Genomic DNA, 21,171 nt, shown 5'->3' with positions numbered 1-21,171 from the left:
CGCGCTGCCAGCCGAAACCGGACCGGACAGTTCCGGCCCCGCATTTATTCTTTCAGCGGCCGGTACAGGAAAACTAAGGCGCCGCTGTAGAAAACGCGCTCAGGAAAACGCGGGCGCGTGCCGCACGGCCCATTCCCGGAAAGTCGCCGCCGAGCGGCCGAGCACCTCGGAAACGGTCGGCACGCATTCCGCGCGCACGTTTCCGGGACGGGCCAGCGCCTGTTCCAGCGATTCCAGCACCCCGGCCACCGTTTCTTCGGGATGCTTCCGCAGCATCGCGGACCGGTGCTGCGCCAGGGAAACCCGCCGGACCTCGATGACCCGGCCCAGCACCTCGCCGAGCACCGCGATCTGGCCCGCCGCGCTGAGCTGCTCCGGCCCGCTCAGGTCGTACGTCTTGCCCGCGTGGCCATACGCGCACAGCGCTTCCACCGCCACCGCGGCGATGTCGGCCGGATCGATCGGAGCCTGCACCAGGTCCGGCGCCGGAGTGGCGGCGGTCCCGTCCGCGCTGATCGATCCCGCCCACGCCAGCGCGTTCGACATGAACTCGCCCGGACGCAGGATCGTCCATTCCAGACCGGAGCCGCGCAGCGCGTCCTCCGCGTCGCGGTGCCAGACCGCGAGCGCGTTGTCCTGCCCGGAGCCGTCCGCTTCGGCGACTCCGGCCGAAGACAGCTGCACGATCCGCTTCACCCCGGCTTCCACGGCCGCGTTGATCAGGTTCGCGTCGTGGAGCGCCTTGCAGTGCCCCGGCGACATCAGGAACACACTCTCGATCCCGTCGAGCGCCGGCGGCAGGCTCTCCGGCACGCCCAGGTCACCGCCGACCACCTGCGTTCCCGGCGGCAGGTCAGCCTTCTCCGGGGAGCGGGTAAGCGCCCGCGCTGGCACGCCGTCCGCACTCAACCGGGCGAGCACCGCGCCGCCGACCGTGCCGGTCGCTCCCGTCACGAGGATCATTCCGCACCTCGGTCCAGGACAGTGCGCAACGCCCGCTCCAACTCCGCTGGTGTGGACTGCCTTGGTGCCCGCCACGCGATGAACCGATCCGGGCGGACCAGCACCGCACCGGCGTCGGTCACCCCGTACGCCCGCGCCCACCGGTCGGCGACGGATGCGCCGATCCGGAAGCCCCGCAAGGGAATTCCCAGCCTCTCGGCGATCTCCGGCACCGAGTCCAGCAGCCGTGTCTCGGCGGGCCCGGCCAGCAGCACGAACTCGCGCCCGAACAACCCGATCGTCGAATCCGCCTCGGCACCAGGCCCCAGCGGAACATCGGGCGCCCGTGATCCCGGACGTCCGGTCGGCTTCGTCGGATCCTCCAGCAATTCGCCCTCGTCGCCGGGCTCCCGCACCACCGCGCCGTGCGCGTACCGGTAGCCGAAGACCTGCGTGACCGGGCTGATGATCTCCGCCGCGGTGCCGTCGTCCAGCCCCGGCGCGAGCCGCTGCAGCGTGTTCGCGAACTGCTGCTCGGCGATCATCTCGGCGACCGGCCTGCGTTCCGCGTCGTGGCTGTCCAGCAAGCCCGGACCGGCCTCGCCCCGGAGCACCGCAGCCAGCTTCCACGCGAGGTAGAACCCGTCCATGATCGCCGTGCTGCCGCCGAGCCCGCCCGGGGCGGGGACGACCTTGGCCGCGTCGCCGATCAGGTGCACCCTGCCCTCGGTGAACCGGTCCGCGATGCTTTCCACCAGCGGCGTCTCGCCGACCCCGGTCACCGCCAGCTCCAGCTCCGGCATCCCGAGCCCGCGCCGGACCAGCCCGGCCGCGCGCTCCGGCGGCCAGTCCCGCCAGTCGACCGGCTCGTCGGTCAGCCCTCGGATGTAGCCGTACCGCCCCGGCACGTCCGTGGTGTAGAAAACGCCGGGCATGCTGTCTTCCAGCAAATGGAACAGCGCGAACCGTTCGCCTTCCGCGACGCCTTCGAGGTCGGCGAGCGGACCGGACATGTCAGCGTCGAAGAACACCCGCAGCAGATGTCCCAGCACGCCCCGGCCGTGCGAACCGATGCCCGCGCCTTCGCGGACCGGGCTGCGCCGCCCGTCCGCGCCGACCAGGTAGCCGGCCCGCACCGTCCGTTCCACGCCGTTCTCCCGCAGCACCGCGGTGACCCCGTCGGCGTCCTGGTCGAACGAAACGAGTTCGGTGGAGAACCGCAGTTCGGCGCCGAGTTCGCGGGCCCGTTCGGCCAGGATCGGCTCAGTCCGTTCCTGGCTCGCCATCGCCCATTCCTGCGGCGACACGTGCCGCATCGACATTTCGCCGTTGGTCATGATGCTGTGCAGCACCGGACCGGCCAGCGACTTCGCGACGACCATGTAGAAGTCCTCGCTGCCGCCGGGGCCGGCCGCCCGGACCCGGTCGGCGACGCCGCCGATCGCCAGCGCCTCCATCACGTGCGGGTACTGGCCCCGCGCCTTCATCACGGCCGATGTGCTCGGATGCTTTTCCACCAGCAGCGGCCGGACCCCGTGCAGCCCGAGGAAGAGCGCGGCGGTCAGCCCGGCCAGTCCGCCGCCGACGATCAACGCCGGCACCTCGTCAGTCACGGTTCGCCTCCTCCCCCGCCGCTCAGGCGAACCGGGGCAGCACGTGCTCGGCGAACAGCCGCATGGTGCGCACCGATTCCTCGAGCGGCATGTTCCCGGCCGTCGGCTGCAGGCTGATCGTGATCTCGCCGAACCATTCGCGGATCTGGCGCACCTGGTCCACGACCTCGTCCGGCGTGCCGACCAGCACCTTGGTCTCGCGGATCTGGTCCTCGAAGCTGCTCGACTTGGCCTTCTGCGCGATCTGCTCGTAGCCGCGGTACTGCTCGCTGCGGGTGGTGGCCCACGACGTCACCGCGCTGAGGAGCTTCTCGTGCGTGTTCTCGGCGTACTCCTTGCCCAGCGTCCTGGCCTGTTCCGGGTCCTCGGAAAGGTAGGTGTTGTAGGTCATGTGGACCTGGCCCTCGCCCGGGTGCCCGGCGCCGGCGTAAGCCTTGCGGTACAAGGCGAGCATGTCCTGGACCTTCTCGACCTTGTTGATCGAGGGCACCATCATCACGCCGTAACCGGCGACTCCGGCGGCCTCGGCCGACTCCGGCGTGCGCGCGGTCGCGACCAGGATCGGCGGATGCGGCTCCTGGAACGGCCTCGGCAGCATGGTCACCGGGCCGAACTGGTAGAACTGGCCGTCCCACACCACGTTCTCCTCGGCCCACAGCCGGCGGCACGCTTCGACGCCCTCGTCGAACCGCGGCCGGCTTTCGTCCATGGAGATCTGGAACGCGGCGAATTCGTCGGGAAGGAAAGCGCGGCCGAAGCCGACCTCCAGCCGCCCGCGCGAAATGTTGTCCAGCATCGCCAGTTTCCCGGCCAGCTTCAGCGGATGCGTGAACGCGGGCAGCACCGCGCCGGTCACCAGGCGGATCCGCTCGGTCCGCGCGGCCACCGCGGCGAGGAAGGTCACCGGGTCGGGGCTGTAGCCGCCGTACGAGGTGAAATAGTGCTCGACGGTTTTGACGTGCTCGAAGCCGAGCTTTTCCGCCAGCTCCGCGAGTTCGAGGAATTCCGCGAACACCTGCCCGCCGCTCTTTTCCTCCGGCGTGACGTTGGGCGCGAGATTGATGCCGAACTTCATGAGTCCTCCTGAGGTTGTCGGGGGATGTCAGCGCCCGGCCGGAATCGCGCGGGCGTCGCCCGCCGGCCACGCGGAATAGTTCTTGCGGTGATAGACGAGCGGGGGCCGGTCGTACGCCTCGCCGTCGTCGAGCAGGCCGATCACGACCGAGTGGTCGCCGACCCGGATTTCTTCGCGGACCGAGCATTCCGCGTGCGCGAGCACGTGCCCGGAGAAGATCGGCGCGCCGCCGCTCAAGGGCGCGGGAAGCCAGTCGAACCCGGCGAACTTCCCCCGGCCCTTCCGGGCGAACCGGTCGGCCAGCGCGCTGCCGTTCCCGGCCAGGAAGTTCACCACGAACGCCCGCGAGTACCGGATCGCTTGCAGCGTCTGCGAATTCTCGTCGAGGCAGACCAGGAGCAGCGGCGGGGTCTTGGCCACGGCGGTCACCGTGTTCATCGTCAGGCCGCACGGTTCGCCGTCGTCGCCCACCGAGGTGACGACCGCGACGGCCGTGGGCAGCGAACCGAAGATCTCCCGGAATGTGTCGGGGTCGACAGGCATGGTCATCCTTCCGCGGTCGAGCCGTCGTGCCACACCGAACGGTGCTCGACCAGCCAGGAATCCCCGGACCGCACCAGCACGTCCTCCGCGCGGGTGCTGAGGTGCACCTCCGCGGAGCCGCCGGCCGGCGTCTGCACGACCGTCGCGTAGTAGCGGGTGCGCACCACGCCGGGACCGGCGGGCCGCGCGGTCACCATCCCGATCCAGTGCCGCCGTTCGAGCTGTTTCGCCGCCACCTTCTCGACCGCGCCACGCATCTTCGCCGCGATCTCGTGCCGGCCCTGCCACGGCTGGGGAAGCACGTTCTGTTCGAACACCCCGTCCGGGGTGAACGTGCGCGCCCATTCCTCGGCCGCCCCGTCGTCGAGCAGCTGCATCTGAGCGGCATAGAACTGCTGGAGTTCGGCGTAGACCACCGCGTCCACCATCGCGACCGTTCCGTCGCCGGTCGTGGCGGTCATGAGCGGGCCTTCGCGGCGCGTTCGGCGAATTCCTTGGCCAGCCCCAAGGTGATCTGACTGTTGCCGCTCAGCGCCGACCGGGCGAACTCTTTGGCGCGCTCGATCGTCGCGCCGGCGCCGAGCACCGATTCGACCCGCCGCGGATCGATCACGACCGAGTGCTGCGAGGTGATCCGCACCCCGGCTTCGGTCTCGTCGAAGAACCAGCATCCGACGTGCGCGGAAAGCAGCGCGGGCAGCACCTGCTGCTTGTACGCGATCTTCTTTTCGGCGAGGCAGATCCGCACCGATCGCGTGGTGTGCGCGGAACCGTCCTTGGCCGTGGTGTCCATTTCGAGGATCTGCACGTCCGGGGCCGGTTCGGCGACGTCGGCCCGTGCCACGTGCGGCAACCGGGCAGGCCAGTCCTGTGCGTCCCGGATGAACGCGTACGCGTCGGCCCGCGAGCCGTCGACCACCACACTGTCCGCGAAGGACAGTGTGCCGCCGCTTTCCTTTTCCTGTTCAGCTCCCGTTTTCAGCGCGGCCAGCTCGTGCGCGCTGTTCTCGCCGACCACTCGCTCGATCCAGGCCAAGCTCTCCGGGTCACCGGTCAGCGCGCGATATTCGTGCCGGATGCGGACCGTGCTCGAGCCGTGCCCCGGTTCGACCGACCATTCGCTGTTCATCGCGGCGAGCGGCGGCGGCGAAGTCAGCTGGGAAAACCGCACGGTGGTCGGCCCTTTCCCCGCCGCCCGCCCGGTGACCCAGCTTTTCACCTGGTCGCCCGCGGTGGCCCAGACCTGGAACCGTTCTCCGGCCGCGCCGTCGCCGAGCCTTTCCACGTGCACCATCGGCGGAAATACCAGGGGCCAGTTCTCGATGTCGTCGATTGTGGCGAAGATGCGATCAGCGGGCGCCCCGATCGTCTCGGCGTGCACACTGGTCTGCCATTCGTCTTCGGGCAAGGCTGCCTCCGTCCCCGTGAGTCTTTTCCAGACGCGGCATCGCGAACCGGGTAAGGCCAATGCTGGCAGCCCGCACTGAGGCTTTCCTGGAGCCGCGGTACATCGCGGCTGAAATGTCCTGCGCACCGCGAGAATAGCGGCATTGCTTGTGACTTGACTCACACTCGAATGGTCGGCTTGACCTCGACATAACTAGAGATGAAAGACTCCGTTTTGCTTATGGCACAACGGTTTTGCCGATATCCGACACGAGGGAGGACTCCATGCACGGGCCGATTGCCGGCTACGCGACCGAGCGCGGATCGGCGGTGCGTCGATGACGAATCCGCAGGGAAGGGGCGCGGAAGAAGCCGGAATCCGCGGTTCGACGGAGAATTCTCCGAGTGAATCGAAATCCGTACGGTCGCCGAGCAAGATGCTGGCCCTGACGCTTCTCGCGTCCGCCCAGTTCATGCTGGTCGTCGACAGCTCGATCGTGAACATCGCGCTTCCCTCGATTCAGGCCGACCTGAAAATGTCGGCCGCCGAGCTTTCCTGGGTGGTCAACGCGTACGTGCTCGTATTCGGCGGCTTCCTGCTGCTGGGCGGGCGGCTGGCGGACCTCGTCGGCCGCCGCCGGATGTTCATGCTCGGACTCGGCCTGTTCACCCTCGCCTCGCTGCTCGGCGGTTTCGCGCAGAGTTCGGAATGGCTCTACGGCGCGCGAGCGGTGCAGGGACTCGGGGCCGCGCTCACTTCGCCCGCCGCGCTTTCCTTGCTCACCACCACGTTCTCCGAAGGCAAGGAGCGCAACCGGGCGCTCGGCATCTGGGGCGCCGCGGTCGGCGCGGGCGGAGCGTGCGGCGTGCTGCTCGGCGGCGTGCTCACCAGCTGGCTCGGCTGGGAATGGGTGCTGTTCATCAACGTGCCGGTCGGCGTCATCGCCATCGCGCTCGCTCCCCGTCTGCTGCGCGAGAGCGTCGCCGACGACGCGGCGGGAATCGACGTGCCCGGCGCGGTCTTCATCACCGGCAGCATGGCGTTGCTGGTCTGGGGCCTCGTGGACGCGGAAAAGTCCGGCTGGGGATCCACCGGGACGATCGTGCGGCTGGCCGTCGCGGTCGTGCTCTTCGCCGCCTTCGTCGTCACCGAGAAACGGGTCAAGAACCCGCTGGTCCCGTTCTCCATTTTCCGCAACTGGGCGGTGACCTCGGCGAACGTGCTCAACGTGCTGCTGAGCATGACGCTGCTGGCGATGTTCTTCTTCATCGCGGTGTACCTGCAGGAGGTGCTCGGGTTCAGCGCGCTGGTGGCCGGCCTCGCCTACCTTCCGCTCACCGCGACCATCGTCGCCTCCTCCCAGCTCGCCGGGAAACTCGTCGGCAAGCTGGGCCCGAAATGGGCCGCGGTCACCGGGCTCGCGCTGCTGACCGCCGGGCTGGGCTGGTTCGCGGCGGTGCGGGCGGGCGGCAGCTACGCGGTCGACGTCCTCGGGCCGTCGCTGCTCTGCGGCACCGGCATGGGGCTTTCCCTTGTCGCCGTGACGATCGCGGCGATGAGCGGCACCCGCCCGCAGGAGGCCGGGCTCGCGTCCGGGCTGATCAACACGACCCAGCAGATCGGCGGCGCGCTCGGCCTCGCGATCATCGCGTCGATCGCGGCCGCCACGACCGCGGGCTTCGGCGCGGGCGCGGAGCACAATCCGCAGTACCTCGCCGAAGGTTTCCAGAACGGTTTCCTTCTGGCCGCCTGCGTCGCGCTCGCCGCGGCGCTGCTCTCGCTCGTGCTGTTGCGTTCCCGCGGACCCGCCGCGGCGCCGCAGACCGAAGAGCAGATTTCCCCCGCGTCCAGCTGAATAGCCGGTCACCGGCCCGTCGTGCCGCTGCGCTGTCGAATTCCCCCGGACAGCGCAGTGGCACTTCGCGCCGCCGCTCCGCCAATTCCGCGTGAATATGTTTCGACGGCCTGTCCGAAGCGTCCCGTTCCCTGGACTCTCCGCTCAAACCCGTGCTAGGCTCGTCACCGTCTGTAGACACGCGCAATTGAACACGGGCGGCATCGTGTTCCGCTGTTTAACCTTATTTCCGCCAATCGGCGAAGCTTGACGTTTCGGCACTGTCGCGGCACTGGATCAGAGCTTCGCGAAATAGGACCGGCATGTTCAGTTAGTGATATACCTTTGGGGGAAAACTTGCGTTTCTACGTACTTGGCGGCCTTCGCATCACGAACGGGAAGGAATCGTACCTGCCGACCGCGCCCAAACAACGCCAGCTCGTCGCGCTGCTGCTGCTCAACGCCAACAAACCGGTGTCGACCGAAACCTGCATGAGCGAACTGTGGGAGGGCCGCCCGCCGAGGACGTGGGCGCAGACCCTGCAGACCTATGTGCTGCAGATCCGCCGCACGCTGGCCGCGGACCCGGACCTGGGTTCCCTGTCGGCGGCGAGGAAGCACCTGGCCACCATCGCCCGCGGCTACGCCATGGTCGTCCCGCCGGAAACCTTCGACCTCGAGCGGTTCCGGGAATCGGCGGCCCGGGCCCGTGCCGCCCGCCAGGCCAGGGACGACCTGCTGGTGTCGCAGCGCAGCCGCGAGGCGCTCGCCGCCTGGAACGGCCCGGCGCTGTCCGACGTCGACCTCGGCCCGATCCTGCGCGGCCAGGTGCGCAGCCTCGAGGAGGCGCGGGCCTCCACCGCCGAGCAGTGCTACGAGGCCGAGCTGCGCCTGGGGTACCACCGCGAACTGCTCAGCGAACTCGGGGCCGCGGCCGCGCAGGATCCGATGAACGAGAACCTCCAGGCCCTGTTCATGCTCGCGCTGTACCGGTCCGGCAGGCAGGTGCAGGCGCTGGAGGTGTTCCGGCGGCTGCGCACCGACCTCGCCGGGGAGCTGGGCCTCACCCCGTCCGCGCGGATCAGCCGGCTGCACGAGGCGATCCTGCGGATGGACCCGGAGCTGGACGACCAGAGCCGGCAGCAGCCCGCCCTCATCCCCAGCTTCGCGAGCCAGCCCTGATCGTTTCCCGGGAACCACGACCGGAGGTCGCCTTGACATCGGCATCGGGCGGGTCCGCGCCCGCTCTTCGTTTCGGAATCAATCTCCTCGCCACCGGATCGCGCCGGGAATTCGCCGCGAAATGCCGGAAAGCCGAATCGCTCGGCTACGACGTGCTCCTGCTGTCCGACCATCTCCGCCTGCCGTCCTCCCCCGCCGCCGCGGCCGCGGCCATGGCCCCGCTGCCCGCGCTCGTCTCCGCAGCCGAAGCCACGGAACGGCCGAGAGTCGGCACTTTCGTGCTCAACGGCGGTTTCCACAACCCGCTCCTGCTGGCCCGCGACATCGCCACGATCGACCGGCTCACCGAAGGCAGGCTGGAACTCGGCCTCGGCACCGGCTACGTCCGCGGCGAGTTCGAGGCCGCCGGCCTGCCCTGGGGCACCGCACGAGACCGCGTCGACCGTCTGGAAAGACTGGTCACCGAGGTCGGCTCGTTCCTGGAAGACCCGGGCTTCGGGCTAGATCTCGTGCAGAAACCGCGCCCACCGCTGCTGATCGGAGCCAACGGCGACCGGATGCTCCGCTTCGCCGCCGAAAACGCGGACATCGTCGGATTCAGCGGCCTTCGCCAGGACCCCGGCAAAGCGTCCGGCGAACTGACCCTCGTCGACGCACCCGCGATGGCCGAACGAGTCGACTACCTGAGGAAAACCGCCGCCGACCTCGGCCGCCGCCCCGAACTGAACGTCCTGGTGCACACGGTGGCCCGCACCGCCGACCCACGAGCCGCGACAAGAGGCATCCGCGGCCGCCCGGACGGAATGACCGACGACGAGGCGCTCCACCTCCCCGGCCTGCTCGCGGGTTCGGACCGCGAACTGGCGGACGGGGTCCTCGAACGCCGGGAACGCTTCGGCTTCACCTATTTCACCGTGCTGGAACCCTTCATGGACCAGTTCGGGCACGTCATCGACCAACTGCGCTGAAGGAGACGCCATGATCGTGCTGGTGAACAAAATGACCGTGACCGGTTCCCCCGAGACCTACGAAAAGCTCTACGAACGAGCGGGCCGGTACATGGAAGAACAGCCCGGACTGATCCGGTACCAGCTCTCCCGCTCGGAGAAACAGTCCGACGTCTATTTCAATGTCGCGGAATGGGAATCGGCGGAAGCCTTCGAACAAGCCGCCCGCGGCGACCGTTTCGCCGAACTGCTCGCCGACTTGACCGGCTTGGTGGAAAGCGATCAGGACCTGTACGAGGTGGTCCTCGAAGGCGCCCCCGGAAAATAGCCCGACGCTGAAGCGGCCGGCCCGGTCTATGCCGGGCCGGCCGTTTCGTTCAGCTCCCCGGAACCCCCAGCGACGACCAGAACCCGCACTGATGCTCGGCCGCGAGATCAACGAGCCCGATCCCGCCGGAGAACGCGAGCACATCCGAACTGGCGCCGAACCGAGGCCAGACCGGAGCACCCGGCGAAGCGGGAACACCCGTGCGGGCAAAGGAAGTCCAGTACCCGATCATAGCGTCGCCCAGAGCACGTTGCGGCGCCGTCAATTCCGCGCCAGCCTCGGCGTACCGGAACAAGTACTGCAATTCCGCCGTGTGCTGCGCGCCGCCGGGAAATCCCGGAATCTCCTTACGCGGAGGAGCCGTCCGATCCGAAAACTCGTAAGCACGGACCGTGGCATGACGCGCGGCGAGCTGGGCAGTCCACAAAGTCGGGCACACCGAGATTCTCGGCATAGCGTCCTGGTAATCGGTATTCACCGCCGCCAGCGCCAGGCTAGGAGTCGGATAGTCCCCCAGCGGATACCGCGCCAGCACCTTGTCCGCGTTCGCCCCGTAACCCTGCCGGATCAGCTCGGGATACTGCTCCGCCGTCACCGGCTTCCCCGCCCCGTCGTAACGAGGACCGACCAGGAACCGCGCCTCGTCCCGATTCCCGCCCACCAGCAGATCCACCTGATGGAAGTCCCCGGACCGCAAGGCATCCGCAGGCTGCACCGGCAGCACTGGAGTCCCGACGACCGGCTGCCAGACCTGACCGCCCGACGCCGCAAGCAGTTCAGCGACCGACCGCCCGCGCAGGCACCCCGCCGGATCCTCCCCCGCACACCCCGCAGCGTCCGCCACCCGCGCACCCTCCGACTCAGCCTCTTCCCTGGCCCGGAACGGCACCGCACACGGCCCGCTCTGCAGAATCGCCCGCCGGAACAACCCAGCCGCCCCCGGCGACACCAGCTGGCCGCACAGCCCAGTCGCCCCCGCCGACTCGCCGAACGCAGTCACCAGATCCGGGTCCCCGCCGAACGCCGCCGCATTGCGCTTCACCCACCGCAACGCCGCCTGCTGGTCCTCCAACCCGAAATCCCCAGAGCCTTCCAACGACCGATGCGCAAGAAACCCAAGAACGCCCAACCGGTAATTCACGGTGACCACAACGACATCCCCGCGCTCCACCATCCGCGCCGGGTCGTACAACGCCCCCGATCCCACCACGAATCCCCCGCCGTGGAACCAAACCAGCACCGGCCGCTTCGCCCCGCTCGGCTCAGCCGGAGTGAAAACGTTGAGCTTAAGACAATCCTCGTCGCCAGCCACCCCCGGCTGCGGACACGCCGCCGACGCCCGGGACGCGTCCAACGGCTCCGTCCACGACGCCGGCTCCGCAGGCGACGCCCAACGACGCGCCCCCACCGGCGCCGCCGCATACGGAATCCCTTGAAACGACCGGATCTTCTCCGTGACAACCCCGCGCACCGGCCCGCGATCAGTGTCCACCACTTGGCCCACCGCGGCCGCCGCCGCAGTAACCGGCAGTCCCCATCCGGCCAGCAAGCACACCACGAGCGCGAGAATTATTCGCACGCTTTTCCGTCTTGACATCCGATGTCTCCCCATTAGTAGAACTCCGAACCGACTTGGCGCGGTTCCGCGGAAGTCCTTGTGTCACCTCATCAGGCGACTTCCTTGACCTTTACCATACTAGAGGTTCTACATTCTGTGGGCGGATCCAGCCACCCATTTTTTTGGAGCAGATGAGCATGACGGTAAAAGTCGGGATCAACCATTCCGCACTCAATGACGGGGCGGTTCCCCATCCGGGCGAGGTCGCGCGCCGGATCGAAGATCTCGGCCTGGACTCCTTCTGGTGCGGAGATCACCTCAGCACGCAGGACGCGACCCTCGAAAGCTCGCTGACCCTGGCCGCCGCCGCGGCCGCCACCGAGCGGATCGACGTGGGCTTCGCCGTGCTGCAACTGGCCCTGCGCCCGAGCGCGTGGGTCGCCAAGCAGATCGGCACCCTGCACTTCCTCAGCGAAGACCGCCTGCTGCTGGGCGTCGGCGTAGGCGGAGACCGCCCCGACGAATGGGCCGCCGCGGGAGCGCCTCTGCCGAAACGAGGCCACCGAACCGACGCCCTCCTGCGAGCCCTCCCCCGCCTCCTGTCCGGCGACCCGACCCAGCTCCCGGACAACGACGTCGAGGTCACCCTCCTGCCCTGCGTCCCGATGCCCCCGGTGTGGGTAGGCGGCCACTCGCCAGCCGCCCTCCGCCGAACCGCCCGCTACGGCCAGGGCTGGCTGCCTGCGCTGCTGACCCCAGACCAGATCCAGCAGAACATGGAGACGATCGCCCGCCTGGCCGACGAAGCAGGCAACCCCACCCCCGCCGCCGGCGTACAGCTCTTCACCGCCATCACCTCAACCCCAGGAGCCCCCGAACACCGCCAACTCGCGCGCCTGCTGTCCGACAAGTTCGGCCTCCCCGAGGAGCAAGCGAACGAGATCGTGGTGAGCGGCCCGCCCGAGCACCTGGCGGAGCAGATCGCGAGGTACCAGAAGGCCGGGGTGGAACACGTGGTCCTGAGCCCGATCGGGTCGGACAGCTGGGAGCTGCGGACCGCGTTGGCGGCTGAGACGAAGGCGTTGCTGTGAGGGTTTAGCGGGGGTGCCGTCCCGGGCTGTTCCCAGCGGAGCAGCTCCGGGCGGCTGTCCGCTCCGAACGTTGCGGCTAGCTCGGACCGTCAAACAACTGGCAGAGGCGCAGTCCACTGCCCAGGTTGGGAGGCGACGGCGCGACTCGGCGGCGTTTGGAGGAGGCCGAGATTCGGAGGTCCCAGGGCGCCATCGCGCCCGGGATCAGCCCCGGCGGCGGTCGTGGAGAGCGTCAACCAGGCGCAGGCGGATAGAGCGCCGCCCGGACGGCTCCAGGCCCCGCCAAACGAACTCGCCGGATCCGCGCGACAGATCCGACGGCTTCGCGGTCCGCTGGACCGCCAACGCCGTGGCGAGCTTCGACGATGCCGTCCGCCTGCGCCTGAAGGCGCTGCAGGCCGAGGCGGATCCGCCGAGCCTGGCGAACCTGCGCGGCCTCACGCACCTGATGATGCCGCGCGCGGACCTGCCCGAGGTGCTGCTGGAGGTGTTCTCCTGGACCGGTACGGACCAGGCGTACGCGTCGATCACCGGCGGGAGGCGCGGCTGTCGGACCTGAACGTCACCCTCGCGGCGCTGCTGGTCGCCGAAGCGTGCAACACAGGCTGGCGGCCGGTGCTCAAACCAGGGATGCTCGCGCTCGCCCGTGACCGGCTCCGCGCACGTCAATGCGAACTACCTGCGGCTGGACACGATCCGGGCGGCGAACGCGGCGCTGATCGAAGCGCAGGCCGGTATCGGGCCGGCGCGACGGTGGGGCGGCCGCACGCGCCGCAGCTCGCCGACCTGCCCGGCCAGAAGCTGTGGCGGGTCAAGGCGAAAGCCGGCTACGGGCCGTCGACCAGGCCGCGCGCGGGAAAATCGACCTGGAGCGGATCGCCCGGCGCCGTTCTCGAGCAACCGGAACCGGTCGTCCTCGTAGGCGTGGATCGCGACCGCGCAGCGAGCCCGGCGCGTCACCAAGGCCCGGAACGCCTCGGTGATCGCGATCCCGAGGCAGGCCTCCCGCCGTCGGAGGCGGACATGCCGATGCGGGTTGACTGGCGCCACACCGGCGCCGACGAGACACGATTTCTGGCATCCGGACGATAAATGTCAGTGGGGGCTGGAACAGTTGTCGCCATGGATGTACGAACCGTCGTTGTCGCAGGGGCCGCTCTGTCCGTTGAACTGTCCGGGCGAGGGACGTCGCCCCCGCTTCTGCTCCTCCACGGCGGAATGGGCAGCACCGCTGACTTCGCCGAGCTCGTGCCCCTCCTTGCCCGTGACCGCCGGGTGATCTGCCTGGACAGCCGCGGACACGGTCGCTCCACCCTGGGCGACGTGCCGTTGAGCTATCAGCGCCTCGAGCGGGACGCGCTCGCTGTCCTGGACGAGCTTGGCGTCGCGCGCGCCGACGTGGCGGGATTCAGCGACGGAGGCATCGCGGGGCTCCGGCTCGCCGCGCATCAGCCGGAAAGGGTCGGGACGCTGTTCACGATCGGTTCGGACTGGACCTTGCCGGAGGCGAGCCGCGCGTTCCTGGCGCAGGTCACCCCGCGATGGTGGCGCGACCGCAACCCGAACGGCCCGTACTCCGAGGCGGCCTACACCGCGAAGAACCCGGAGCCTGACTTCGATCGGCTGGTCAGGGAGAACGTGACCATGTGGATTGACGACACCAGCGCGACCGGATACCCCGGCGAGGACATCCGGCGGATCAGCGCCCCGGTCGTCATGATCCGCGGCGCCGACGACCGCCTCTCCAGCCACGATCTCGCCGTCGCTCTGCAGCAGATGCTTCCAGGATCCGCGCTGCACGAACTCCCTGACGCCGGACACGAGGTCGCCGCCAGCCGACCCGTCGCCCTCGCCGAGATCGTTCTTGCGGCAGGCCAGGGCCAGGCTCGCACGGTCTGAGAATTGCCCCGTGATTCAAGGGCTGCCGCCGCGACCGAACCGGACCGATGACGCTCCCGCCAACCGGCAGCTGCCGGTACGCGGCGAGCGCCGCCGCGCCGTCCGCTCTGGAGGGAAAGACGGGTAGGACCAGTCGAACACCGCACACGCGGAGTGTGATCACGACCGAGAATCTCCCGCAGTCTTCCGCCGACCTGGTCCAGGACCGTGCACAGGCGCCGGTCGAGGGGCCAGGTCCGTGGTGGACATGGCGGCGCGTACCCGATGACCGGCACGTGCGTGCTCCAATTCTGTCTGTTCAAAGCTCCGGCGCTGTTCGCGCAGATGCCGCGGATCGCGGTTTCGACGTTCAGGTCACCACCGGATCGATCAGCCACGCTTCCACGCGTCCGAGCGAGACCTGCTGCGCGCCGATCTGAACGGATAGCGGCACGGTGACCGCGAACGTGCTGTCTGGCACGACAGCGTCGGCAGGCAGTTCAGCGAGGATCGGCCCTCGTTCGGGCGGTGTGTGCCGGATACTCAGTCGGCCGACGTTCGGTGCGCGGCAGTGGTCGAGGAATTCCGGCGCGGCGCGGACGGCGGGTACCGGCTCGCCGGAGAACGTCCCGCGGTCGTCGCGACCGCCCGGCCCGTCTTCAGCCCGCGACCGCAGTGCCCGGCACGCGGCTTCCGGCGACCCGGGGGACCTGACCCGGCCGGGAAACGGCCGATGGGGGTCAGGAGAGTTTGAGGCTCGGCTTGGCGACGTCCAGCCAGACCGCGACATCGAGGATCCGCTCGAAGGTGAACCGCGCCGCCGGGTCCACCTCGGCCGGGTTGCGGGCGGCTGCTTCCGCCACCTTCGCCGGATCGCACATGAACAACGCGTCCGTGTTCGCCTCCGCGAGGACGTCCCGCACTTGCTGTTGCAGCGCGGCCACATACCGGAGGTCCTGGGTCGAGGGGTACCCGCTCTTGCGGCGGCCCGCGACGGAGTCCGGGAGGACGTCCCGGGCTGCCGCGCGGAGGAGGCTTTTTTCGTGGCCGTCGAAGGTGTGCATTGCCCAGGGGACGTTGTACAGGTACTGCACCAGGCGGTGGTCGCAGAACGGGACCCGCGTCTCCACGCCCGCGCGCATCGCCATCCGGTCCAGGCGGTCTTCCAGGGTGCGCATGAAGCGGGTCAGGCCGAGGTAGGCGATTTCGCGTTGCTTGCGCCGGCGGGTGTCTTCGCCGTCGAGGTGCGGGACTTCGGCGAGTGCGTCGTGGTAGCTGTCCCTGGTGAAACCCGGGAGGTCGACCAGCTCGATGAACTCCTGGGTCATGTAGGACGAGGTGTCCAGCTGGGGCCAGGCGACGAACCACGGGAAATTGCCGCCGGAGTAGACCGATTCGGCGTGGTGCCAGAGGTGGCCCATGAAGATCTCGTCGCCGGCCTCCCCGCTCAGCGCCACCGTGACGTGTTCCTTGAGCGCCTTGAACAGCAGGAAGATCGAGCTGTTCATGTCGCCCATGCCGTACGGGGCGTCCCAGGCGGCCACGACTTCCCGGCGCACGGCCGGGTCGGACAGGGCGCGGTGGTCGAGGATCAGCTGGTGGTGATCGGTTCCTACGTGCTCGACGACGTCGGCGATGTAGGGGCCGTCGGCGCTTCCCCGGATGGTGTCGGGCTTGAAGTTCTCGGTCTGGTCGGGGAAGTCCACCGAGAACGTGCGGACGGCCTCGCCGCGGGGGCGCAGGCTGCGGTCGGCCAGTCCGGTGAGCACGCTGGAGTCGAGGCCGCCGGACAGCAGCACTCCCCTGGGCACGTCGGCCACCAGTTCGTGCGCGACGTTGTCCTCGATCATCGCCCGGACGGTCCGGATCGTGCTTTCCCGGTCCTCGGTGTGCGGCTCGGCGGTCAGGCGCCAGTAGGTGTGTTCGCGCAGGCCGGAGCGGTCCACGGTGATCACCGTGCCGGGGCGCGCGATCTTCACGCCGGACCAGACGCCTTCGTCGGTGGTCGGGAAGCCCAGCAGCAGCCTGCGGATTCCGTCGGTGTCGACCGCCGGCGCGGCCAGCGGGTGCGCGAGGATCGCCTTCGGTTCGGAGCCGAACAGGACGCCGTCGGGAGTCGGGAGGTAGTGCAGCGGTTTGGTGCCCAGGCGGTCGCGGATGAGGACCAGGCGTCCGGTCCGGCCGTCCCACAGGCCGATCGCGCACATGCCGACCATCCGTTCGGCGACCGCCTCGCCCCATTCCAAGTACCCGCGCAGCACGACTTCGGTGTCGCTCGCGGTGCGGAACTGGTGCCCGCGCCGGCGAAGTTCGTCGCGCAGGGCGACGAAGTTGTACGTCTCGCCGCTGTAGGTGAGCACGACCTCGCCGTCCGGGGTGTCGACCGACATCGGCTGGGTGCCGCCGGGCAGGTCGATGATGGACAGCCGGCGGTGGCCGAAGGCGGCGTGCCTTCCGGTCCAGATCCCCCATTCGTCCGGGCCGCGTTGCCGCATGCTGTGCGTCATGGCCTCGATGGCCTGCCGCTCCACGGTCAAATCCCGGTCGAACGACACCCAGCCGGCCACCCCGCACATGTGTGCTCCCTCCGTTGCGGCGCAGCGTATCCAGGCCGGCGGGCAGCGACAACGAACATAGGGGTTGGGGCCGCCCGCCGCGCGTGGTGCAGTGTGAGTGGAGGTGAATCCGTTGACGCCAGGCGAATACCGGTCCAGGTTCACCGAGTGGGACCGGCGGTCCTGGGTGCGCTCCAAGCCCCGCCGCGACTCCCCGTTCACCGCGGGCGGGCACTACTTCTCCCCGGAACTGTGCCCGCTGTCGGCCTGCCCGGAAGTGCGCGCGGCCTCCGACGACGTCCGTTCGGCGCTCCTCGTCCACAGCCTGTACCTGCACCTGGAGTTCACCGTCCGGCTGGAAATGGGGCCGGTCAACGAGATCTGCGCGCTGCTGCGGTCGCCGGGCTTCCTGCCGTGGCTGCCCGCCCCGATGAAGGACGACGTGCTGCGGATCTACACCGACGAAGCCGGCCACGCGGAGATGTCGAACAAGCTGAAGTCGGCGGTGCTCGCCGAGACCGGGGTGGTCCCGATCGACCACCGGCCGCGGTTCCTGACCGAACTCGCCGCGCTGTACTCGGCCGAACTGCCCGTGTACCGGCCGCTGGTCAAGCTGTTCTTCGCGATCGTTTCGGAAACTCTCATCACCGGCACGCTGACCAAGCTGCCGAAGGATCCGTCCGTGCAGCCTGCCGTTCGCGAACTCGCGCGCGACCACGCCGCGGACGAGGGCCTGCACCACGCGTTCTTCCGGCAGCTGTTCGAACTGCTGTGGCCGCGCATGCCGTTTCCGTTGCGCCGCAAGATCGGCGGGCTGCTGCCCCGGGTGATCCACGCGTTCCTCTGGCCGGACGAACCCGCGCTGCTCAGCGTGCTGCGGAGCATGCCCGGCGACTTCGCCGACCCGGCGCGGATCGTGGCCGGGATGTCCGCGTCGGAGCGGACCCGCGACGGCATGCTGCGCAACGCGAAGCCGACGCTGCGGATGCTCCGGGACAACGGGGTGTTCGCGGATCCTCCGGTGGCGCAGGCTTTTCTCGACGCTGGACTGCTCGCATGATCCGGGACTGCCTGCTGGCGCTGCTGTCCGTGCCGCTGGCTGCCGAGTCCGAGCCAGCCCGGTTCGCCACCGGCTCGACCGCGCAGTGGGCCGGTGTCCTGACTCGATGGCTGGTCAAGGCGCGGGAGCTGGACGGGAGCCTCGCCTTCGACCTCGCCCCGCATCCGCTGGGTCTGTCGCTGCGAACGCGACATCCGCTGGCGGCCACGGTGACCTTGGCGGTGGTCACCGAACCCGATGTCGTGCCCGAGGCCGATAGCGACCTGCTCGTCCTGCTGGCTTGCTGTCCACAGTGGACCGTCGAATGCGACAGCGACGTCCTGCTGGTGGAGCCGAGGTGGGCGGCGGGACTGCTGCTCGACGGCGCCGCTCCCCTGTTCTGGGGTGTCTCCGCCGCCGAGCAGCAGCCGTCAGTGCTGGACGCCCGCTAGCCGTTCCAGCTCCGGCACGATCCGGGCAGGCGCGGGGGTTTCCAGCACCTGCGCGCGCGTTTTCTCCGCAGACGTGGCGAACGACGGTTCGTCGAGCAGCCGCAGCAACTGCGCCCGGAGCCGATCGGCGGTGACCTGCTCGTGGTCGAGCACCAGACCCGCTCCCTGCCCGGCCAGCAGGTCCGCCAAACCCGCCTTGTCCCACAGATTGCCCGGGATCACCAGCTGCGGCACCCCGTACACCACCGCGTTCCCGAGCGTGCCCGCGCCGCCGTGGTGGACCACCGCCGCGCACGTCGGGAGCAGCGCGTCCAGCGGGACGAAATCGAACAAGCGGACGTTGTCCGGCACTGCCGGGGCTGACTCGGCCTGCCGGGCGGTCAACGTCGCGACCACCTCGACGTCCAGACCGGCCACCGCGTCGAAGAGGTCGCTGACCGAGAACTGGTCCGTACCCCACAGATCGCGCCGGGAAAGGCCGAGAGTGACGCAGACCCGCCGCCGCGAGGGCGGCTCGGACAGCCACGACGGCACCGTCGACGGACCGTTGTACGGCACATGCCGCACCGGAAGGTAATCCACCCCGACCGGGAACCGGGTCCACGGCGGCAACGGGTCAAGCGTCCGCTGCCCGAGGACCAACTCCTCGTCGAACACGCAGCCGTACCGCTCCAGCTTGCCCGACAACCACTCCGCCATCGGATCCTCACCCCCGGCACCGCCTAGCTCGGTGAACAGACCGCGCATGCGGGCCCAGTGATCGAGCCCGAACAGCATCCGCACATGCGCCGCGCCACAGGCCCGCGCGGCGATCGGGCCCATATACGTCAACGCGTCCCACACAACCAGATCCGGCTGCCAGGACCGCGCGAACCCGACCAGGTCGTCGAGCACCGCGTCGCGAGCGAGCTTTTCCAGCCCGATCGAGCGCCACGTCGAGAACACGCCGCGCACGTAGTCCAGGGTGAGCCGGTCTTCCCGGGTCTCGGTGATGTCGAACTCCGAGCCGAAGACAGTCGTGTTCGCGGGCCGTTCCTGAGCCGCCCGGCTCAGCCCGCCCAGGTCCAGCGCCGGACCGACCGGCACCGCCGGCAATCCGCTGCCGACGATGGCGTCGGTGAGATCCGGCTGGGCGGCGACCCGGACGTCATGCCCGGCCGCGCGCAGCGCCCACGCCATCGGCACCAGGTTGTAGAGGTGCGCGCTCGCCGCGAACGTCGTGAACAGAACCTTCATCCAGCTCTCCCAACCATTTTTCGATCGCTTGCGCGGTGTCGCCGGCGTGCTCCTGAACCATCGTGAAATGGTCGCCGGGCACGTCCGCCACGGCCTGCCAGCCCGGCGTCAGGCCGGCCGAGCCCTCGGGCCGCAGGAAAAGAACGGGTGCGGCGGTCTCCGGCGGCCGGTGCCCGCCGAACAGCCGGAGGTACTGGCCCATCGCCGACAGCCGGGTGCCGGTGAACGGGCCGAACAGCGGTTCTCGCCACAGCAGTTCCGGCAGCAGGTTCCCGAAAAGCTCGCCGGCCTCGCCGAGGTGCGTGTCGAGCAGGACCACCCCGGCGGGCACGATGCCTCGCTGCTCCAGCGCGTTCGCGGCGGCCAGCGCGAGCAGGCCGCCCCAGGAGTAGCCCACCAGCACCTGTGCGCGCGGATCGCCTTGGCTCAGCACGGTTTCGGCCAGCACGGCGGCCAGCGCGTCCACTGTGGCCGGCAGCGGTTCTCCGTCGGCGAAGCCCGGCACCGGCACCGCCCGGACCTCCCGCACGTCACGCCAGTGCGCGGCCAGCCGGGCGTATTGCTGGACCCCGCCCATCACCATCGGCGACGGGAAGCAGAGCAGGCCGGTCGGCTTCGGCCCGGCGGCCAGCGGCACCGGTCGCGGGGACTGCGCCGCCGTGCCGAAGGCGGGCCGCAAGCTCCCGGCCGCCTTGATCAGCTCGAGGGCTTCCGGCATGCGCCCGTCCGCGACGGCTTGGCGGAACAGGTCGCCGAGCAGGTCCGTCGGCGCCGGTGTCCCAGCGCCGACTTCGGCCAGCAGGCGGCCGGCGAGCCCGGCCGGGGTGCGGTGCTCGAACACCGCGCTGACCGGAAGCCGCAGGCCGGTCGCCGCGTTGAGGCTGTTGCGCAGCTCCATCGCGGTCAGCGAGTCGAATCCGGCCGCCAGGAATTCCTGCTCCGGCGCCACCGCTTCGGGCCCGGCGTGGCCGAGCACGGCGGCCGCGTGGCCGCGCACCAGCTCTACCAGGGTCTTCTCCTTTTCGGCCACGGGCATCGCGGCCAACCGGCGGCTGAGACCGTCCACATCGGACCGGACAGCTGGTCGTGGCGCCCTCGCTCGCGGCGCCAGCTTCGCGGGAATCACCAGCGGCAGGCCGGTCGCCAGCGCGGCGTCGAACAGCGCCAGCCCTTCGGCGGCGGACAGACCGGTGACTCCGGATCGGGCCAGTCGCGCGGTGTCCGCGGTGGCGGTCATCCCGCTTTCGTCCGCCCAGAGGCCCCAGGCGAGCGAGACCGCGGGCAGTCCTCGCGCCTGCCGGTGCGCCGCGAGCGCGTCCAGCGCGGAGTTAGCCGCGGTGTAGTTGCCCTGTCCAGCGGAGCCGAGGACGCCGGTGCTGGAGGAGAACAGCACGAACGCGGCCAGGTCCAGGTCGCGGGTCAGCTCGTGCAGATGCCGGGCCGCTTCGGCTTTCGGCCGGGAAACCCGGTCCAGCCGGTCCGGTGTCTGCGACTCGACGACGCCGTCGTCC

20 protein-coding genes (1 of these 20 cut by a window edge) are annotated in these 21,171 nt (G+C 69.6%); 10 read left to right on the top strand and 10 right to left on the bottom strand.

Annotation, left to right across the window (positions count from 1 at the left end; translation table 11 throughout):
- Positions 1-99: 99 nt before the first annotated feature.
- The 6 genes from ACFSVL_RS32320 to ACFSVL_RS32295 are packed head-to-tail and all read right to left on the bottom strand — an operon-like array spanning position 100 to position 5,581.
- The gene (locus ACFSVL_RS32320) at positions 100-963 is read right to left on the bottom strand and encodes an NAD(P)H-binding protein (RefSeq protein WP_378309529.1); all 864 of its coding nucleotides are present in this window, start codon (positions 961-963) and stop codon (positions 100-102) included.
- Positions 960-2,555 (bottom strand): FAD-dependent monooxygenase, encoded by a 1,596-nt coding sequence (locus ACFSVL_RS32315; RefSeq protein WP_378309527.1) that lies wholly within the window; start codon positions 2,553-2,555, stop codon positions 960-962. The genes ACFSVL_RS32320 and ACFSVL_RS32315 overlap by 4 nt, the downstream gene beginning before the upstream one ends.
- Before the next feature lie 22 nt (positions 2,556-2,577).
- Positions 2,578-3,630, bottom strand: coding sequence for an LLM class flavin-dependent oxidoreductase (locus ACFSVL_RS32310; protein ID WP_378309525.1), 1,053 nt, complete (start codon positions 3,628-3,630; stop codon positions 2,578-2,580).
- Between the two features lie 27 nt (positions 3,631-3,657).
- Positions 3,658-4,173, bottom strand: a complete 516-nt coding sequence (locus ACFSVL_RS32305; RefSeq protein WP_378309523.1) for a flavin reductase family protein — start codon at positions 4,171-4,173, stop codon at positions 3,658-3,660.
- Between the two features lie 2 nt (positions 4,174-4,175).
- Positions 4,176-4,634, bottom strand: a complete 459-nt coding sequence (locus ACFSVL_RS32300) for a nuclear transport factor 2 family protein (RefSeq protein WP_378309522.1) — start codon at positions 4,632-4,634, stop codon at positions 4,176-4,178.
- Positions 4,631-5,581 (bottom strand): aromatase/cyclase, encoded by a 951-nt coding sequence (locus ACFSVL_RS32295; protein WP_378309520.1) that lies wholly within the window; start codon positions 5,579-5,581, stop codon positions 4,631-4,633. The genes ACFSVL_RS32300 and ACFSVL_RS32295 overlap by 4 nt, the downstream gene beginning before the upstream one ends.
- Positions 5,582-5,996: 415 nt before the next feature.
- Between ACFSVL_RS32295 and ACFSVL_RS32290 the strand changes: the two genes are divergently transcribed.
- From ACFSVL_RS32290 to ACFSVL_RS32275, 4 genes are all read left to right on the top strand, one after another.
- A complete protein-coding gene (locus tag ACFSVL_RS32290; RefSeq protein ID WP_378309518.1) occupies positions 5,997-7,415 on the top strand; it encodes a DHA2 family efflux MFS transporter permease subunit in 1,419 nt (472 codons plus the stop codon).
- 336 nt (positions 7,416-7,751) lie between these two features.
- The gene (locus ACFSVL_RS32285; protein ID WP_378309516.1) at positions 7,752-8,576 is read left to right on the top strand and encodes an AfsR/SARP family transcriptional regulator; all 825 of its coding nucleotides are present in this window, start codon (positions 7,752-7,754) and stop codon (positions 8,574-8,576) included.
- Positions 8,577-8,608: 32 nt separating this feature from the next.
- Positions 8,609-9,544 carry a TIGR03621 family F420-dependent LLM class oxidoreductase gene (locus ACFSVL_RS32280; protein WP_378309514.1) on the top strand — a complete coding sequence of 312 codons (936 nt, stop codon included), beginning with the start codon at positions 8,609-8,611 and terminating at the stop codon, positions 9,542-9,544.
- Between the two features lie 10 nt (positions 9,545-9,554).
- A complete protein-coding gene (locus ACFSVL_RS32275) occupies positions 9,555-9,851 on the top strand; it encodes an antibiotic biosynthesis monooxygenase family protein (RefSeq protein ID WP_378309512.1) in 297 nt (98 codons plus the stop codon).
- A gap of 49 nt (positions 9,852-9,900) precedes the next feature.
- On the opposite strand, the gene ACFSVL_RS32270 is transcribed toward ACFSVL_RS32275, so the two are convergent.
- Positions 9,901-11,448: a carboxylesterase/lipase family protein gene (locus ACFSVL_RS32270; protein ID WP_378309510.1), complete on the bottom strand. Its 1,548-nt coding sequence runs from the start codon at positions 11,446-11,448 to the stop codon at positions 9,901-9,903.
- A gap of 158 nt (positions 11,449-11,606) precedes the next feature.
- Between ACFSVL_RS32270 and ACFSVL_RS32265 the strand changes: the two genes are divergently transcribed.
- From ACFSVL_RS32265 to ACFSVL_RS32250, 4 genes are all read left to right on the top strand, one after another.
- Positions 11,607-12,500 (top strand): LLM class flavin-dependent oxidoreductase, encoded by an 894-nt coding sequence (locus ACFSVL_RS32265; protein WP_378309508.1) that lies wholly within the window; start codon positions 11,607-11,609, stop codon positions 12,498-12,500.
- Positions 12,501-12,849: 349 nt separating this feature from the next.
- Entirely contained in the window at positions 12,850-13,059 is a 210-nt protein-coding gene (locus ACFSVL_RS32260) for a hypothetical protein (protein ID WP_378309506.1), read from the top strand.
- A gap of 56 nt (positions 13,060-13,115) precedes the next feature.
- Complete coding sequence (locus tag ACFSVL_RS32255; protein ID WP_378309504.1) at positions 13,116-13,592, top strand: hypothetical protein; 477 nt, start codon at positions 13,116-13,118, stop codon at positions 13,590-13,592.
- Entirely contained in the window at positions 13,593-14,399 is an 807-nt protein-coding gene (locus ACFSVL_RS32250) for an alpha/beta fold hydrolase (protein WP_378309503.1), read from the top strand. It begins immediately after the preceding gene.
- Positions 14,400-15,118: 719 nt separating this feature from the next.
- On the opposite strand, the gene asnB is transcribed toward ACFSVL_RS32250, so the two are convergent.
- Entirely contained in the window at positions 15,119-16,954 is a 1,836-nt protein-coding gene (gene asnB / locus ACFSVL_RS32245) for an asparagine synthase (glutamine-hydrolyzing) (protein ID WP_378309502.1), read from the bottom strand.
- A 112-nt stretch (positions 16,955-17,066) separates the two neighbouring features.
- On the opposite strand from asnB, the gene ACFSVL_RS32240 reads away from it, so the two are divergent.
- Positions 17,067-17,993 (top strand): diiron oxygenase, encoded by a 927-nt coding sequence (locus tag ACFSVL_RS32240; protein WP_378309500.1) that lies wholly within the window; start codon positions 17,067-17,069, stop codon positions 17,991-17,993.
- The gene (locus tag ACFSVL_RS32235) at positions 17,990-18,424 is read left to right on the top strand and encodes a hypothetical protein (protein ID WP_378309498.1); all 435 of its coding nucleotides are present in this window, start codon (positions 17,990-17,992) and stop codon (positions 18,422-18,424) included. The genes ACFSVL_RS32240 and ACFSVL_RS32235 overlap by 4 nt, the downstream gene beginning before the upstream one ends.
- Here ACFSVL_RS32235 and ACFSVL_RS32230 read toward each other — a convergent pair.
- A complete protein-coding gene (locus tag ACFSVL_RS32230; protein WP_378309496.1) occupies positions 18,404-19,660 on the bottom strand; it encodes an activator-dependent family glycosyltransferase in 1,257 nt (418 codons plus the stop codon). The two genes, ACFSVL_RS32235 and ACFSVL_RS32230, sit on opposite strands and share 21 nt — an antisense overlap.
- Positions 19,572-21,171, bottom strand: the 3' portion of a protein-coding gene (locus tag ACFSVL_RS32225) for an SDR family NAD(P)-dependent oxidoreductase (RefSeq protein ID WP_378309495.1). It continues 10,706 nt past the right edge of the window; the window shows 1,600 of its 12,306 coding nt (coding positions 10,707-12,306); its start codon lies off the right edge, out of view; its stop codon occupies positions 19,572-19,574. Before ACFSVL_RS32225 ends, ACFSVL_RS32230 begins: the two co-directional genes overlap by 89 nt.

The organism is Amycolatopsis silviterrae (assembly GCF_042684085.1).
Classification (GTDB): Bacteria; Actinomycetota; Actinomycetes; order Mycobacteriales; family Pseudonocardiaceae; genus Amycolatopsis; species Amycolatopsis silviterrae.
This window is presented reverse-complemented; position numbering and strand designations above follow the sequence as displayed.

Bases quoted from the DNA above. Each gene is read 5' to 3' on its own strand.
- ACFSVL_RS32320 (WP_378309529.1), bottom strand. From the start codon at position 963: ATGATCCTCGTGACGGGAGCGACCGGCACGGTCGGCGGCGCGGTGCTC.
- ACFSVL_RS32310 (WP_378309525.1), bottom strand. From the start codon at position 3,630: ATGAAGTTCGGCATCAATCTCGCGCCCAACGTCACGCCGGAGGAAAAG.
- ACFSVL_RS32305 (WP_378309523.1), bottom strand. From the start codon at position 4,173: ATGCCTGTCGACCCCGACACATTCCGGGAGATCTTCGGTTCGCTGCCC.
- ACFSVL_RS32300 (WP_378309522.1), bottom strand. From the start codon at position 4,634: ATGACCGCCACGACCGGCGACGGAACGGTCGCGATGGTGGACGCGGTG.
- ACFSVL_RS32290 (WP_378309518.1), top strand. From the start codon at position 5,997: ATGCTGGCCCTGACGCTTCTCGCGTCCGCCCAGTTCATGCTGGTCGTC.
- ACFSVL_RS32275 (WP_378309512.1), top strand. From the start codon at position 9,555: ATGATCGTGCTGGTGAACAAAATGACCGTGACCGGTTCCCCCGAGACC.
- ACFSVL_RS32270 (WP_378309510.1), bottom strand. From the start codon at position 11,448: ATGTCAAGACGGAAAAGCGTGCGAATAATTCTCGCGCTCGTGGTGTGC.
- ACFSVL_RS32265 (WP_378309508.1), top strand. From the start codon at position 11,607: ATGACGGTAAAAGTCGGGATCAACCATTCCGCACTCAATGACGGGGCG.
- ACFSVL_RS32250 (WP_378309503.1), top strand. From the start codon at position 13,593: ATGTCAGTGGGGGCTGGAACAGTTGTCGCCATGGATGTACGAACCGTC.
- asnB (WP_378309502.1), bottom strand. From the start codon at position 16,954: ATGTGCGGGGTGGCCGGCTGGGTGTCGTTCGACCGGGATTTGACCGTG.
- ACFSVL_RS32235 (WP_378309498.1), top strand. From the start codon at position 17,990: ATGATCCGGGACTGCCTGCTGGCGCTGCTGTCCGTGCCGCTGGCTGCC.
- ACFSVL_RS32230 (WP_378309496.1), bottom strand. From the start codon at position 19,660: ATGAAGGTTCTGTTCACGACGTTCGCGGCGAGCGCGCACCTCTACAAC.